Source organism: Streptomyces sp. NPDC052687 (assembly GCF_040678395.1).
Taxonomy (GTDB): Bacteria; Actinomycetota; Actinomycetes; order Streptomycetales; family Streptomycetaceae; genus Streptomyces.
In genome coordinates, this window is the sequence record NZ_JBFATR010000017.1 from 109,291 (window position 1) to 123,500 (window position 14,210).

A 14,210-nucleotide genomic window follows, 5' to 3' on the forward strand; every position below is an offset into this window, starting at 1 on the left:
TGGGCCGGGAGGACTTCCGCAGGGCGCCGGTCTGTCGGCGGTGGGCCGGGGCGACTTCCGCAGGGCGCCGGTCTGTCGGCGGTGGGCCGGGGCGACTTCCGCAGGCCGCCGGTCAGTCGGCAGGGGGCCGGGACGACTCCCACAGGCCGCCGGTCAGCCCCACCGGATTGCCGGACGGCACCAGGCCCGCGCCCAGCACCGTCCTGGCCAGGGGTTCGAGCAGGTCGGCGAGGCGGGCGGCGGAGGCCGCGCCGAGGGTCCTCCAGGGGAGCGCCGCGGCGGCGTCGGTCCGCGCCTCTACCTCCGCGTGCAGGGCCGCCCCGGCGTCGGTCAGCGAGCCGTCCCCGGCGAGCAGACCGCGCTCGCGCAGCGCGTTCTCGGCTTCCTGCCAGGCCGTCAGGTCCCACTTGCGGCTCTCGCGCAGCAGCGTGGCGTCCGACTCGCCGGCGGCGGCCTTCAGCACCATCGCCTCGACCGGTCCGAGGCCATGGGCGACGAGCACGGCGACATGACCGTCCCCGCGGTGCTCGCGCAGCGTCGTCAGCGCCTGCCACAGCCTCAGGTGCGGCCGGTGCGGGCGGTCGAGGGCCTGGTTGGCGGCGCCGAGCACCCGGCCCGCGGTGTCCGCCGCCAGTGCGGCCTCCCAGGCCAGGTCGGCCGCCTCGGCCATCGCGGCAGAGGTGACGGCGTCCGCGCCGTACAGCCGCCGCATCGCGGCGTCCATCGCCGCCAGCCGGGCCGCGAGCGCGTCGGCCGGTGCCGTGTACCGCCAGGCGTCCGGCAGCGCCCGTGCCACGCGGTCGGGGTGAAAGACGTGGAAGGAAGCGGTCACGACGGGCGCGGTGACCGGGCCGAGCGGGGCCGCGCGCAGGGCGAAGTAGCCCATCCAGAAACCCGGCAGGCCGAGTTCCGCTGCGGCCTGCCGGGACTCCGGGGCGAAGTAGACGATGCCGTGCACCGGTTCGTACCGCTCCCACATCGCCCGTGCCAGTGCGTCGCCCACCGCGTGCCTCCCGCTTCTCGGCCCGTCCCGCGGCCACCGCGCCGTTATGCGGTGACCGCCGAGCAGCATGCGCCACGGCGGCCACCCGGACAAGGGGCCCTCAGACCACCGGGGGCATCTCGCCGGGACGTGAGTCGAGGCCCGCGCGGTGGTTCACCCACGAGCCGCGCGTGAAGTCCGGCACCGCGACCGGACGGCCGCCCGCCGCGAGCGACGCCACGCTCAGCGGGACCGGTGAGCACCAGACGGCGGCGTCGTAGACGTCCATGTCCGGGGCCAGCCCGGCCCGCATCTGCTGGACGGTGCGCCACTGCAGGACGTAGTCCATGCCGCCGTGCCCGCCGTTGCCGGCGGCGTCGTCGCCGATCTTCCGCCACAGCCAGTGGTCGAACTCCTTGCGGTAGGCGTCGAACGCCCGCCAGGTGTGGCCGCTGTGGTCCGGTTCCAGGTAGATCCGGCCGCCGCTCGCGGACGTCACGCCCGCGTAGTCCTCGAAGATGCCCCGGCTGCCGGCGAGGGAGTTGATCCGGCTGTACGGGCGCGGTGAGCTGACGTCGTGCTCGGCCCGGATCACCCGGCCCCGCGCGGTGTCGATCAGGCAGGTCACGAGGTCGCCGTTGACGTACGTCTCCCGCCAGCTCGGGTGGGATTCCGGCACGAACCGCGCGCGGTAGTCGGCGAGCCCTCTCGGTTCGGTGGAGGTGGCCCGCAGGGCGGTCATCCGGTCGCCGCGGTTGATGTCCATGGCCGCCGCGATCGGGCCCAGGCCGTGCATGGCGTAGAAGGAGGCGGTGGAGCGGGTGTGCCACAGCCGCCGCCAGGAGTCGGTGTAGTACGTGTCGGAGAACAGCAGGGCCCGCAGGTCGTGCAGATAGCCGCCGTGCCCGTTGGTGATCTCGCCGAACAGGCCGTCGTGGGCCATCCTCAGCATCGCCAGCTCGTTGCGGCCGTAGTTGCAGTTCTCGGCGAGGATCAGGTGCCGGCGGGTGCGCTCGCTGGTGTCGACCAGGTCCCACAGCTCGTCCAGCTCCGTGGCGACGGGCAGTTCGACGAGGGCGTGCTTGCCGGCCAGCAGTGCCGCGCGGCCCTGCTCGTGGTGGAACTCCCACGGGGTGGCGATGTAGACGAGGTCGATGTCGTCGCGGCGCAGCATGCGCCGGTACGCGTCGGCCGAGCCGCCGTACTCGGCCGGCCGGGGCCGGCCCTCGGCGACCAGCCGGCCGGCGGTGCGTGCGGCGCGTTCGGCGCGGATGTCGCACACGGCGGTCACGGTGCATCCGGGGACGGCGGCCCAGCCCGAGGCCATGCCGTGACCCCGGTTGCCCAGACCGATCAGGCCGACGCGGACCGTGCGGTGTACCGGGAAGGGAACACCGATCATGGACTTCTGGCCGGGGCGCCGGGGCGGTGTGCGCTCGGCGGACGGGGTGCCGGGAGCGGCGGACGGGGTGGCGGGGGCGGCGGGCGAGGCGGTGTCGTGGGTGGCCGGCGAGGCGGCGGCGCCCGTGCCCAGTCCGGCGACGACGGCACCGGAGGCCAGGGCACCGCCCATGAGAGCACGGCGTGAGACAGCGGGGATGTCAGGCATGCGCGGATCGCTCCTTGTGCGGGGCCGGCTGCTCTTGCTGCCGCACGACTTTGTCCACGCTCCCGCCGTGTGTCAATAGGTGCTCAGAAAGAAGCCGTTGCGAGCAGAAACGAGCATGGCGGGCGGTCAGGTGACGATCCGGCCGCCCCGCATCCGCACCCGTCGGCCGGTGAACCGCGCGGTGAGCATGCGGTCGTGACTGACCATCACCAGCGCGCCCTCGTAGCCGTGCAGCGCCGCCTCCACGTCCTCCACGAGCGCGGGCGAGAAGTGGTTGGTCGGCTCGTCGAGCAGGAGCAGGTCCACCGGCGCGCACAGCAGACGGGCCAGCGCGAGCCGGCGCAGCTGGCCCGTCGACAGCGCGCCGACCCGCACGGCCAGATCCGAGGGACGGAACAGGCCGAAGCCGAGCAGGGCCGCGCGGTGCTCCTCCGGGTCGCCGGGCCGCCCGGCGGCGAAGGCGTCCAGCAGGGTCCGCCCCGGATCGGTCACCCGCGACTCCTGCGGCAGCCGGCCGATCCGGGCCGGCCGCCGGCAGTGCCCGCGGTCCGGGCGCAGCTCACCGGCGAGGACCCGCAACAGGGTGCTCTTGCCCGCCCCGTTGGGCCCGGTGACCAGGACCCGCTCGCCCGGCGCGACGGTGAACACGGGCAGGTCCAGGCGGGTCCCGACCGTCACGTCGTGCAGCGCGGCGAGTGGCCCGTCGTGGCCGTCGTGGCCCGTCGTGGCCGTCGTGGCCGTCGTGGCCGTCGTGCCTGTCGTGGCCGGCGTCGCCGCCCCCGGCGACCCGCGCGGTGAACCGCAACGGCTCCGGCGGCCGGGGCACCGGCGACTCCTCCAGCCGCCGCACCCGCTCCTTGGCCTGCCGGACCCGCGCGGAGAGCTGTTTTTCCACGGAGCGCTGGTGCCGCCCGCCCACGCGGTCGGCGTTCACCGCCCGCCGGGCACCGGCCGTCATGCCGTCGGCGGCGCGCCGCAGCAGCTCGCGCTGCTCGGCCAGCTCCCGCTCCCAGTCGGCGTGGTCGCGCTCCCAGCGGCGCCGGGCCGCGGCCCTGGCCCGCAGATAGCCCGCGTAACCGCCGCCGTGCCGGTGGACGGTACGGCGTTCGGGGTCCACCTCCCACAGGGCGGTGGCGACCCGCTCCAGGAAGACCCGGTCGTGGGAGATGACGAGCACACTCCCGCGGTGGGCGCACAGATGCTTTTCCAGCCATTCCAGAGCGGCGGTGTCCAAGTGGTTGGTCGGCTCGTCCAGGAGCAGCAACTGCGGGGCCGCGGCCAGGACACAGGCCAGGCCGAGACGGGCCTGTTCACCGCCCGACAGGCTGCCCAGGAGCCGGCCGGGTGCGAGATGGGCGATGCCGAGACCGTGCAGGGCGGCCCGGACACGGGCGTCGGCCGCGTACCCGTCGCGCGCCTCGAACGCCGCCAGCAGCTCGCCGTACGAGGAGAGCAGCCCTTCGAGTTCGTCCGGTGCGGCGTCGGCGAGGGCCTGTTCGGTGGTCCGCAGGGCGTGTTCCAGCGCGCGGATCTCGGCGAGGGCGTGGTCGACGGCGTCCTGGACGGTGTCGTCCGGGGACAGGTCGGGGGTCTGCGGGAGATATCCGGTGCCGCCCGGGGCGTGGACGCGCAGCTCACCGGCGTCGGGCCGGTCAAGACCGGCGACCAGGCGCAGCAGGGTGGACTTGCCGCCGCCGTTCTCGCCGACGATGCCGACGCGCTCGCCGAGCGCCACGGACTGGCGTACGCCGTCCAGCAGCGGTCGGCCGCCGGGCGCGCGCACGACATCATCCAGGACGACCTGGAACGAGAGCGCGGACGACGAGGGCGCGGACGACGAGGACGCGGAAGAGGAGGGGGTGGGGTCGAGCATGGGTGAGCCGCCGTATCGGGAGACGTGATCAGTGACCGGTATGGAACGGGAGGTCACCCGGGCACGGCGGAAGACGCCGGCACCCGGTCTCCCGGGGGCGGCATCAGACGAAGTAGAAGGCCCTGATCACCCGACCAGGCTAACAAGGGCGCCCTGTCCGCCGTCAAAGGAATTACGGCGGACAGGGCGCCCCGGTGGTGTGGCGCGCGGCGACCTCGTGTCCAGGTCACCGCGCGGCCGGATGGCCGCCCGTCAGGCGATCTCGACGAGCAGGTCACCGCCCTCCACCTGCTGGACCCGGTTGATGGCGACCCGGCCCACCCGGCCCGCGCGCGGGGCGGTGATGGCGGCCTCCATCTTCATCGCCTCGATGGTGGCCACCGTCGCCCCGGCCGCGACCTCGTCGCCCTCGGCGACCGCCAGCGTCACCACACCCGCGAACGGGGCCGCCACATGGCCGGGATCGGCCCGGTCCGCCTTCTCGGTCACCGGCGCGTCAGAGGCGGCCGCCGCGTCCCGCACCTGGATCGGCCGCAGCTGGCCGTTGAGGTCGGCCATCACCGTGCGCATCCCGCGCTCGTCGGGCTCGCCGATGGCCTGCAGCTCGATCAGCAGCCGCACGCCGGGCTCCAGGTCGACGGCGTACTCCTTCGCGGGGCGCAGGCCGTAGAAGAAGTCCTTGCTGTCCAGCACGCTGGTGTCGCCGTACGCCTGACGGTGCGCCTCGAAGTCACGCGTCGGGCCCGGGAACAGCAGCCGGTTGAGGGTCGCCCGCCGGGACTTCTCCAGCCCCGCGCGGTCCTCGTCCGTCAGCTCCTTCACCGGCTTGGCCGCGCCGCGCCCCTGGAGCGCCTTCGTGCGGAACGGCTCCGGCCAGCCGCCCGGCGGGGTGCCCAGCTCACCGCGGAGGAACCCGATGACGGAGTCCGGGATGTCGAACCGCTCCGGCGTCGCCTCGAAGTCCTCCGGCGTCACCCCGGCCCCCACCAGGTGCAGCGCCAGGTCGCCGACCACCTTCGACGACGGCGTCACCTTCACCAGCCGGCCCAGGATGCGGTCGGCGGCCGCGTACATCGCCTCGATCTCCTCGAAGCGGTCGCCGAGGCCGAGCGCGACCGCCTGGGTGCGCAGGTTGGACAGCTGACCGCCGGGGATCTCGTGGTGGTAGACCCGCCCGGTCGGGGAGGCGAGCCCGGACTCGAAGGGGGCGTAGACCTTGCGGACGCCCTCCCAGTACGGCTCCAGGTCCCCGACCGCCTTCAGGTCCAGGCCGGTCGGCCGGTCGGAGTGGTCGAAGGCGGCCACGATCGCCGACAACGACGGCTGCGAGGTGGTGCCCGCCATGGACGCCACGGCCCCGTCGACGGCGTCGACGCCCGCCTGCGCCGCCGCGAGATAGGTGGCGAGCTGGCCGCCCGCCGTGTCGTGGGTGTGCAGATGCACCGGCAGGTCGAACTCGCGGCGCAGCGCCGAGACCAGGCGCGCGGCGGCCGGGGCGCGCAGCAGGCCCGCCATGTCCTTCACGGCCAGCACGTGCGCGCCCGCCTCGACGATCTGCTCGGCCAGCCGCAGGTAGTAGTCGAGGGTGTACAGCCGCTCGCCCGGGTCGGACAGGTCGGCGGTGTAGCAGAGGGCGACCTCCGCGACAGCCGTGCCGGTCTCGCGTACGGCGTCGATGGCCGGGCGCATCTGGGAGACGTCGTTGAGCGCGTCGAAGATCCGGAAGATGTCGATGCCGGTGGCGGCGGCCTCCTGCACGAACGCGTCGGTCACCTCGGTCGGGTACGGCGTGTAGCCCACCGTGTTGCGCCCCCGCAGCAGCATCTGGAGGCAGATGTTGGGCACCGCCTCACGCAGCGCCGCCAGCCGCTCCCACGGATCCTCGGCGAGGAAGCGCAGCGCGACGTCGTACGTCGCGCCGCCCCAGCACTCCAGGGACAGCAGCCCCGGCAGGGTGTGCGCCACGTGCGGGGCGACGGCCAGCAGGTCCTTGGTGCGCACCCGCGTGGCCAGCAGCGACTGGTGCGCGTCGCGGAAGGTGGTGTCGGTGACGCCGAGCGTCGGCGCCTCCCGCAGGGCGCGGGCGAAGCCCTCGGGACCCAGTTCCGCCAGCCGCTGCCGGGACCCCGCGGGCGGCGACCCGGCGGGCAGCGACGGCAGCTTGGAGACCGGGTCGGCCAGCTCCGGGCGCTCACCGTGCGGCTTGTTCACCGTCACGTCGGCGAGATACGTCAGCAGCTTGGTGCCGCGGTCGGCGGAGTGCCGCGCGGTCAGCAGATACGGCCGCTCCTCGATGAACGAGGTGGTGACCCGGCCCGCCTGGAAGTCCGGATCGTCCAGGACGGCCTGCAGGAACGGGATGTTCGTGGCGACACCCCGGATGCGGAACTCGGCCACCGCGCGCCGGGCCCGGCCGATCGCGGCCGGGAAGTCCCGGCCCCGGCAGGTCAGCTTCACCAGCATCGAGTCGAAGTGCGCGCTGATCTCCGTACCGGCGTGCGTCGTGCCGCCGTCCAGCCGGATGCCGGAACCGCCGGGGGAGCGGTACGCGCTGATCCGGCCGGTGTCCGGGCGGAAACCGTTCGCCGGGTCCTCGGTGGTGATACGGCACTGCAGGGCGGCGCCGCGCAGCGTCAGCGTCTCCTGGGACAGTCCCAGGTCCGCCAGCGTCTCACCGGCCGCGATGCGCAGCTGCGCCTGCACCAGGTCGACGTCGGTGACCTCCTCGGTGACCGTGTGCTCCACCTGGATGCGCGGGTTCATCTCGATGAAGACGTGGTTGCCGTCCCGGTCGAGCAGGAACTCCACGGTGCCCGCGTTGCGGTAGCCGATCTCCCGCGCGAACCGGACCGCGTCGGCGCAGATCCGCTCCCGCAGCTCCGGGTCGAGGTTCGGGGCGGGCGCCAGCTCGATCACCTTCTGGTGGCGGCGCTGCAGCGAGCAGTCCCGCTCGAACAGGTGCATGACGTTGCCCTCGCCGTCGGCGAGGATCTGCACCTCGATGTGGCGCGGGTCGACGACCGCCTTCTCCAGGAACACGGTCGGATCGCCGAACGCGGACGCCGCCTCCCGGGAAGCCGCCTCGATGGACTCGCGCAGCGCCGCCGGGTCCTCCACGCGGCGCATGCCGCGCCCGCCGCCGCCCGCGACCGCCTTCACGAACACCGGGAAGCCGATCTCCCCGGCGGCCCGGACCAGCTCGTCCACGTCCGTCGACGGCGCCGACGAGCCGAGCACCGGCACCCCGGCCGCCCGCGCGGCGGCCACCGCGCGCGCCTTGTTGCCGGTCAGCTCCAGCGTGGCGGCGTCCGGGCCGACGAACGTGATGCCCGCCTCGGCGCAGGCCCGCGCCAGCTCCGGGTTCTCCGACAGGAAGCCGTAACCCGGGTACACGGCGTCCGCACCCGCCCGCCGCGCGGCCCGCACGATCTCCTCCACGGACAGATAGGCGCGCACCGGGTGCCCCGGCTCACCGATCTGGTACGCCTCGTCGGCCTTGAGCCGGTGCAGCGAGTTGCGGTCCTCGTACGGGAAGACGGCGACCGTGCGCGCGCCCAGTTCGTAGCCGGCGCGGAACGCCCGGATCGCGATCTCGCCTCGGTTGGCGACCAGCACCTTGCGGAACATCCTGGATCCCTTCGGCCTGCCGGTGAGTGAGGACCATGGTGGTGGCGCGTGGCGGGTACTGCCATGTGAACCGGGCCACTTGACCGGTTGAGCGCTGTCCTCGGCCGGCTCCGGCGGGGTCGGTTGCGTGCTGCCCCAGCGAAGTCGGTTGAGTGCTGCGCCCGGCGGGGTGGGTTGCGTGCTGCCCCAGCGAAGTCGGTTGAGTGCTGCGCCCGGCGGGGTGGGTTGCGTGCTGCTGCCCCCGGCGGGGTGGGTTGCGTGCTGCCGCCCTCGGCGGGGTCGGTTGGTGCCGGCCCCGGCCGGTCGGTTGCGCTGCCCTCCGCCGCCCCCGGCAGGCCCGTCGGGCTCATCGGGCTCATCGGGCTCATCGGCCAGACTCTGCGGAATGGACTCCTACCGCCCGGTTCTCCGAGACCCGCTCCGACGTCGTACGGGCGCCTGCGCGTGCAGGCAGCCGACCTCGGCCCGGCCGGCCGGCTCGTCCGAGCGAGCCCGCGAGGCCGTCTTCGGCACGGTCGGAAGCGTCGCCGTGCCCGCTTTCCCCGCCTACGCCCGGATCCTGCACCCCGCCTCCCTCGGCGAGCGGCCGGTGCGCTGGGAGACGGTGGGCGCCGCCCACGGGCGCGAGGTCACCGGACACACGCGCTGGTAGGAGCTGATCGGCATGGACCTCGACTACCACAACGCGTCCGTGTACGGCCTGCCCGGCGTCTGGGACGAGCACCCGTCCGAGGGGCCGACCCCGCCCGGCGTCGCCCGCGCCCTGACCCCCGTCCTGGCCCGCGACACCCGCGTGCGTTGCCGGGCACCTCCCCAGCCGGGCCGGGCTCGGCCGAGCCGAGACGGGGGTGCCTGCCCCGCGCCGCAGCCGGGAGTCGGTGGCGGATCAGCTCTCGGACGGCTTCAGGACGACGAAGTCCGCGTTCGACGGGTCCAGGCAGACCGCCAGCCGGCCCACGCCCTCCGCGTCCTCCGGCCCCATCTGCACGCTGCCGCCGTTCTCCCGGACTCTCTCGACCGCCGCGTCGCAGTCCTCGACACGGAACACCGGGTGCCAGTAGGGCCGCCCGTCCGCCTGGGTGAGCGCTTCCCGGGGAAGCTCCACCACACCGCCGTGCATGCGCTCCTCGGGCAGCCCTTCGGGCGTGATCAGCGAGTAGGTGCCCCCGCCGCCCGGCAGCTCCGTGTCGCTGAACCGCCAGCCGAGGATCCCGCCGTAGAACTCCTTCGCCCCGGCGACGTCGTTCGTGCACAGCTCGATCCAGGACAGCGAGCCCGGCTCGTCCACCAGCTCCACGCCCTTGTTGGTGCCCGGCTGCCAGACGGCGAACTGGCCGCCCAGCGGGTCGCTGTACTGCGCCATCCGGCCCCACTCGTCGAGGTCCCTCGGCTCCACCCGCACCGTGCCGCCCGCGCTGCGCACCGCCTCGGTGGTGGCGTCCGCGTCGGTGACCGTGAAGTAGATCATCCAGGCCGGCCGCGCGCCCTCCTCGGTGAGCTTGCCGAGCCCGGCCACGATCTTCCCGTCCCTGCGGAACATGCCGCCTTCCATCTCGCCGCCCTCGCCCATGGACTCGTAGTCCCATCCGAGCACGGCTGTGTAGAACGCCGCGGCGGCCCGCACGTCCGGGGCACCCAGGTCGAGCCAGCAGGGGGAGCCGGGAGCGAAGTCCGTGGTGATCATGCCGACGCCTTTCCGTGGATCCTGTTTGCACCCAGAGTGACACCGGCCACTGACAATCGCCCGCCGACGGCCTCCCACCGCGGCCCCGACTGCGGCTCCCTCCGCGATCCGCCGGCCCCGCTCGGGTGGCGCCCCGGCCGCGACCAGGAAGGCGACGGCGATTCCCCACACCGTGAGGACGATCCAGTCCGCCACCGGTCCGCTGTTCCGCGGCCTCCCCTGCCCAGACCGCGCCAACTCGCCGTCATCCGGAGCGCGATGCCCCGCACGACCGGCGCTGCGTCCGTCGGTACGGCGGTCAGGGGCGGCGACGGTTATTTGCTGGCGCGGGCGTGGGAAGGGGCGGAGACTCGTGGCATGGGTGACATGGCGGCGTTCCGGGACGAGGTCACCGCGTGGGCGGCCGGAGGGCCCCCGGACACCGCGCGGGAGCTGGCCTCGCGGCTGCCCGTCCGCGTCGTGGTCCTGCTCGAAGGGCCGAGCGACGCCGCGGCGGTCGACGCGGCCGCCGGGCTGCGTGGCCGGGACCTGGAGGCCGAGGGTGTCTGCGTGCTGCCGATGGGCGGTGCGATGAACGTCGGGCGCTTCGCCGGCCTCCTCGGGCCGACCGGTCTCGGACTGCGCCTCACGGGACTGTGCGACGAGAGAGAACGTCCTTACTACGTCCGGGGCTGGCAGCGGGCCGGTGCGGCGCAGGAGCGGTTCTTCGTCTGCGCGGCGGACCTGGAGGACGAACTGATCCGCGCGCTGGGCGTCGCGCGGGTGACGGAACTCGTCCGCGCGGAGGGCGATCTGCGCCCCCTGGAGACCTTCCTGCGCCAGCCCGCACAGCAGGGCCGCAGCCCGCAGCAGCAGATGCGGCGTTTCCTCGGTACGAAGAAGGGCCGCAAGATCCGGTACGGCCGTGTCCTGGTCGAGGCCCTTGACCCCGACCGCGTGCCCGCCCCCCTCGACGGTCTGCTCGCCGCCCTCTGACCACGGCGGGACGCCTGTGACGGGGATGTCAGAGGCGTGTGGTGGGATGTCCCACCGAAGGCATTGATCGATTACGGGGGCATCCTGATGAGCGAGTATCCGTCGCTGACCCGCGCGCTGGCCGAGGGACTGGTCAACGTGCTGTGGTTCGTCGAGAGCTGCGAGGACGAACAGATGGACCCGGACGACGCGGTCCGGGTCCTCGAAGACGCCGCGCACCTCCTGAGCGGCCTCTCCGCCGGCCAGCGCGACGAGTTGCTCGACCTGCTGGACGGGATGGCGGCCGAGGAGACGGACCCCGAACGGCGGGAGTTCCTGGAGGACTTCCCGGAGGGCTTCGGGCTCGTCGACGAGCCTGCCTGAGGGCCGCCAGCCCCGGCAGCCCCGGCGGGGCCGGCGGTTCGCCGGGGCACGTCCGGCTTCGGCTTGTCCCCCTGTGAAGAGCGGTGCCATGGTGGTCACATGGCGACACCGCTCCCCGACTACGCGTCACTTCTGCCTGAACTCAAGGAAGTCCGACGCGCGGGGCTGGTCCGCCTGCACGGGCGTTCGCTGCCGGCGCTGGAGTCGGCGGCCCGGGCGGTGACCGCGACCGTCGCCCGCACTCCGGGGGCGGCCGTCGAGGCGCTGCTGCGGCTCGCCGTGACGCGGCTCGACGCGGGGACGCTGCGCACCGCCGCCGAGTACACGATGGGTCTGGCGCACGGCACCCGGGACTGGCCGGCGTCCTCCCGCCGCGCCCGGGCGGCGTCGGTGTACGGGGTGAGCGTGGAGCGCTTCCGCAAGGACCACGAGGTGATGGTCCTCGGGCAGATCGCCGAGCACATCGTGCGGCTCGCGGGGGAGCCGGCCGGGGCGGCCGCCGGTACGGCGGCCGGCGAGTGGGGCGCGGGCACCCACCGGTCCGTGGCGGCCCGGGCGGGCGGCCGGCCGGTGCGACTCACCCTCCACGTGCACCCCGTGGACCTGCTGCGCGACGTCGACGTGATCGTGTCCCCGTCCAACGTGTACCTCGCGCTGCCCGAGCCGTACAAGGCGTCCGTCGCCGCGTCACTGCGCCGGGCCGCCGCCACCCATGGTGTGACCGGCGAGGTCCTGGACGACCCGCTGCCCGGGGAACTGCGCGCCTGGGCGGCCCGCCACGGCACCTCGGGACGCGCCGTGCTGCCCGGCACGGTGGCGGCCACCGGGAGCGGAGCCCTGACCCGGCAGGGCGTACGGCGCATCTACCACGCGGCCGTCGCCGTACCCCGCGCCGGAACCAACGACTACGACGTGCACCCGGCCGACGTGACCCGGTCCGTGTCCCGCGTCCTGACCGTGCTCGCCGAGGAGCGCGACCGGCACACCCCGCCGCTGCGCTCGGTCTGCTTCCCGCTGCTCGGCGCGGGGCGCGGCGGGCTGCCGTACCACGTCTCGCTCGCCGCTGTGTGGGCGGCCGTGGAGGCGGAGCTGGCGCGCGGCGCGGACTGGGACGTCCACTTCGTGGTGCGCACCGCCGAGGCGGCGGAACTCGTGGAGCGCATCCCGGCTGGCGGCGTACCGGTCCACGATCCCCGGCCGGCCGGGTGAGCGGCGACTGGAGTGAACCTGGGCCCTGACGTGGGATCAGGGCCGGGTAGGGGAGGAGTCGGGGAAAACCCTGCTGTGCTTTTCCCCGCACCGGGCTTAGACTGAAAGTCCAATCGTTGGAAACATTGTCCAGGGGGAGGCGGTATGGCCGAGCGGGAACTGGAGGCCGAGCGCGACGCGATCATCGGTGCGCTCACCCCGGTCGTCGACGGACTCGTGGCGACCTTCGGCCCCCTGTGCGAGGTGGTGCTGCACGACTACCGGCACCCGGAGAAGTCGGTGGTCGCCGTGGCCGGTTCGGTGACCGGGCGCGCGGTGGGCGGCGCGATGAGCGAGATCGGCATGCGCGTCCTCGCCGGCGGCGACGAGGCGGCCGACGAGCTGAACTACCTGACCCGGACCCGCTCCGGCGACCTGGTCAAGTCGTCCACGATGGTGCTGCGCGACTCCACGGGCACCGTCTTCGGCGCCCTGTGCGTCAACCTCGACGTCACCGCCGTCCACCACGCCCACATCCTGCTCGGGCACCTCGCCGGCTCGGCCCACGACCCCGCGCACACGCCGGTCACCACCTTCGGCAACGACATCGACTCCGTCGTCGACGCCATACTCGACACCCACCAGCTGCACCGGCACCACAACTGGGCCGGCCTCGACCGCGAGGACCGCCTGGAACTGTTCCGCAGCCTGGACGAGCACGGCGTCTTCGCGGTGCGCCGCGCGGTCGAGCACGTCGCCGCCCGGCTCGGCATCTCCCGCGCCTCCGCCTACAGCTATCTCTCCCAGGCCAGAGCCAAGGCCGACCCGACGTCCCAGGGAGGACACCCGTGACGACCGCCCCTTCGCCGGTCACGCTCGACGACGTCCGCGCGGCAGCCGCGCGCCTCAAGGGCGTCGCCCACCGCACCCCCGTGCTGCGCTCCCGCACCCTCGACGCACTGGTCGGCGCGGAGACCCTGCTGAAGTGCGAGAACTTCCAGCGGATGGGCGCGTTCAAGTTCCGTGGCGCCTACAACGCGATCTCCCGGCTGACACCCGAGCAACTGGCCCGGGGTGTCGCCGCGTACTCGTCGGGCAACCACGCGCAGGCCGTCGCCCTCGCCGCCCGCGAGCTGGGCACCAGCGCGGTGATCGTGATGCCCGAGGACGCCCCCGCCTCCAAGCAGGCGGCGACCGCCGCGTACGGCGCCGAGATCGTCACCTACGACCGTTACACCGGCGACCGCGTCGCCATCGCGGAAGCGCTCGCCGCCGAGCGTGGCCTGACCGTCATCCCGCCGTACGAGCACCCGCACATCATCGCCGGTCAGGGCACCGCGGCCCTCGAACTGATCGAGGAGGCGGGCGAGCTGGACGCCCTGATCGCCCCGGTCGGGGGCGGCGGGCTGATCGCGGGCAGCGCGACCGTGCTCAAGGGGCTGCGGGCCGGGGTCCGTGTCATCGGCGTCGAGCCGGAGGCCGGGGACGACACCAAGCGCTCCCTGGAGGCGGGCCGGCGGGTCAGCGTCCCGGTGCCCCGCACCATCGCCGACGGGCAGGCCCTCCACACGCCCGGCGAGCTGACCTTCTCCCTCAACCGGCACCTGGTCGACGAGATCGTCCTGGTGAGCGACGACGAGATCAGAGCCGCCATGCGGTTCGCCTTCGAGCGGCTGAAGATCGTCGTCGAGCCCAGCGGCGCCACCCCGCTGGCCGCGCTGCTCTCCGGCCGCGTCACCGGCCTCCCGCGCCGGGTAGGCGTGATCATCTCCGGTGGCAACATCGACACGGAACGCTTCGCGCGGCTGTGCGCGGGAGGGGAGCCCGAAGCGGAGGAGTGACCGTCTGCCGCCCGCCGCCCGCCGCCCGCCGCCCGCCGCCCGCCGCCCGCCGCCCGCCGCCCGCCTCC

12 protein-coding genes are annotated in these 14,210 nt (G+C 74.0%); 6 read left to right on the plus strand and 6 right to left on the minus strand.

What is annotated here, in order from left to right:
- Positions 1–112 precede the first annotated feature (112 nt).
- From AB0K92_RS16975 to AB0K92_RS16995, 5 genes are all read right to left on the minus strand, one after another.
- Positions 113–1,003 carry a hypothetical protein gene (locus AB0K92_RS16975; RefSeq protein WP_365923563.1) on the minus strand — a complete coding sequence of 297 codons (891 nt, stop codon included), beginning with the start codon at positions 1,001–1,003 and terminating at the stop codon, positions 113–115.
- A 100-nt stretch (positions 1,004–1,103) separates the two neighbouring features.
- On the minus strand, positions 1,104–2,591 hold the full coding sequence (locus tag AB0K92_RS16980) for a Gfo/Idh/MocA family oxidoreductase (RefSeq protein ID WP_365923565.1): 1,488 nt from the start codon (positions 2,589–2,591) through the stop codon (positions 1,104–1,106).
- 126 nt (positions 2,592–2,717) lie between these two features.
- On the minus strand, positions 2,718–3,239 hold the full coding sequence (locus AB0K92_RS16985; protein WP_365923567.1) for an ATP-binding cassette domain-containing protein: 522 nt from the start codon (positions 3,237–3,239) through the stop codon (positions 2,718–2,720).
- A complete protein-coding gene (locus AB0K92_RS16990; RefSeq protein WP_365923569.1) occupies positions 3,151–4,464 on the minus strand; it encodes an ATP-binding cassette domain-containing protein in 1,314 nt (437 codons plus the stop codon). Before AB0K92_RS16990 ends, AB0K92_RS16985 begins: the two co-directional genes overlap by 89 nt.
- Before the next feature lie 252 nt (positions 4,465–4,716).
- On the minus strand, positions 4,717–8,091 hold the full coding sequence (locus AB0K92_RS16995; protein ID WP_365923571.1) for a pyruvate carboxylase: 3,375 nt from the start codon (positions 8,089–8,091) through the stop codon (positions 4,717–4,719).
- A 529-nt stretch (positions 8,092–8,620) separates the two neighbouring features.
- On the opposite strand from AB0K92_RS16995, the gene AB0K92_RS17000 reads away from it, so the two are divergent.
- Complete coding sequence (locus AB0K92_RS17000) at positions 8,621–8,743, plus strand: hypothetical protein (protein ID WP_365923573.1); 123 nt, start codon at positions 8,621–8,623, stop codon at positions 8,741–8,743.
- Positions 8,744–8,977: 234 nt separating this feature from the next.
- Here AB0K92_RS17000 and AB0K92_RS17005 read toward each other — a convergent pair whose 3' ends face one another.
- The gene (locus AB0K92_RS17005) at positions 8,978–9,775 is read right to left on the minus strand and encodes a VOC family protein (RefSeq protein ID WP_365923575.1); all 798 of its coding nucleotides are present in this window, start codon (positions 9,773–9,775) and stop codon (positions 8,978–8,980) included.
- A 357-nt stretch (positions 9,776–10,132) separates the two neighbouring features.
- Between AB0K92_RS17005 and AB0K92_RS17010 the strand changes: the two genes are divergently transcribed.
- From AB0K92_RS17010 to AB0K92_RS17030, 5 genes are all read left to right on the plus strand, one after another.
- A complete protein-coding gene (locus tag AB0K92_RS17010; RefSeq protein ID WP_365923577.1) occupies positions 10,133–10,750 on the plus strand; it encodes a TOPRIM nucleotidyl transferase/hydrolase domain-containing protein in 618 nt (205 codons plus the stop codon).
- 87 nt (positions 10,751–10,837) lie between these two features.
- The gene (locus AB0K92_RS17015) at positions 10,838–11,113 is read left to right on the plus strand and encodes a hypothetical protein (RefSeq protein WP_365923579.1); all 276 of its coding nucleotides are present in this window, start codon (positions 10,838–10,840) and stop codon (positions 11,111–11,113) included.
- Positions 11,114–11,212: 99 nt separating this feature from the next.
- On the plus strand, positions 11,213–12,322 hold the full coding sequence (locus AB0K92_RS17020) for a hypothetical protein (protein WP_365923581.1): 1,110 nt from the start codon (positions 11,213–11,215) through the stop codon (positions 12,320–12,322).
- Positions 12,323–12,466: 144 nt separating this feature from the next.
- The gene (locus AB0K92_RS17025) at positions 12,467–13,153 is read left to right on the plus strand and encodes a PAS domain-containing protein (protein ID WP_365923583.1); all 687 of its coding nucleotides are present in this window, start codon (positions 12,467–12,469) and stop codon (positions 13,151–13,153) included.
- Positions 13,150–14,142, plus strand: a complete 993-nt coding sequence (locus AB0K92_RS17030; RefSeq protein ID WP_365923585.1) for a threo-3-hydroxy-L-aspartate ammonia-lyase — start codon at positions 13,150–13,152, stop codon at positions 14,140–14,142. The genes AB0K92_RS17025 and AB0K92_RS17030 overlap by 4 nt, the downstream gene beginning before the upstream one ends.
- The last annotated feature ends 68 nt before the right edge of the window (positions 14,143–14,210 follow it).

Excerpts from the sequence above, each read along its gene's own strand:
- AB0K92_RS17010 (WP_365923577.1), top strand. The coding sequence starts at position 10,133 with ATGGGTGACATGGCGGCGTTCCGGGACGAGGTCACCGCGTGGGCGGCC.
- AB0K92_RS16980 (WP_365923565.1), bottom strand. The coding sequence starts at position 2,591 with ATGCCTGACATCCCCGCTGTCTCACGCCGTGCTCTCATGGGCGGTGCC.
- AB0K92_RS17020 (WP_365923581.1), top strand. The coding sequence starts at position 11,213 with ATGGCGACACCGCTCCCCGACTACGCGTCACTTCTGCCTGAACTCAAG.
- AB0K92_RS16995 (WP_365923571.1), bottom strand. The coding sequence starts at position 8,091 with ATGTTCCGCAAGGTGCTGGTCGCCAACCGAGGCGAGATCGCGATCCGG.
- AB0K92_RS16990 (WP_365923569.1), bottom strand. The coding sequence starts at position 4,464 with ATGCTCGACCCCACCCCCTCCTCTTCCGCGTCCTCGTCGTCCGCGCCC.
- AB0K92_RS17005 (WP_365923575.1), bottom strand. The coding sequence starts at position 9,775 with ATGATCACCACGGACTTCGCTCCCGGCTCCCCCTGCTGGCTCGACCTG.
- AB0K92_RS17015 (WP_365923579.1), top strand. The coding sequence starts at position 10,838 with ATGAGCGAGTATCCGTCGCTGACCCGCGCGCTGGCCGAGGGACTGGTC.
- AB0K92_RS17025 (WP_365923583.1), top strand. The coding sequence starts at position 12,467 with ATGGCCGAGCGGGAACTGGAGGCCGAGCGCGACGCGATCATCGGTGCG.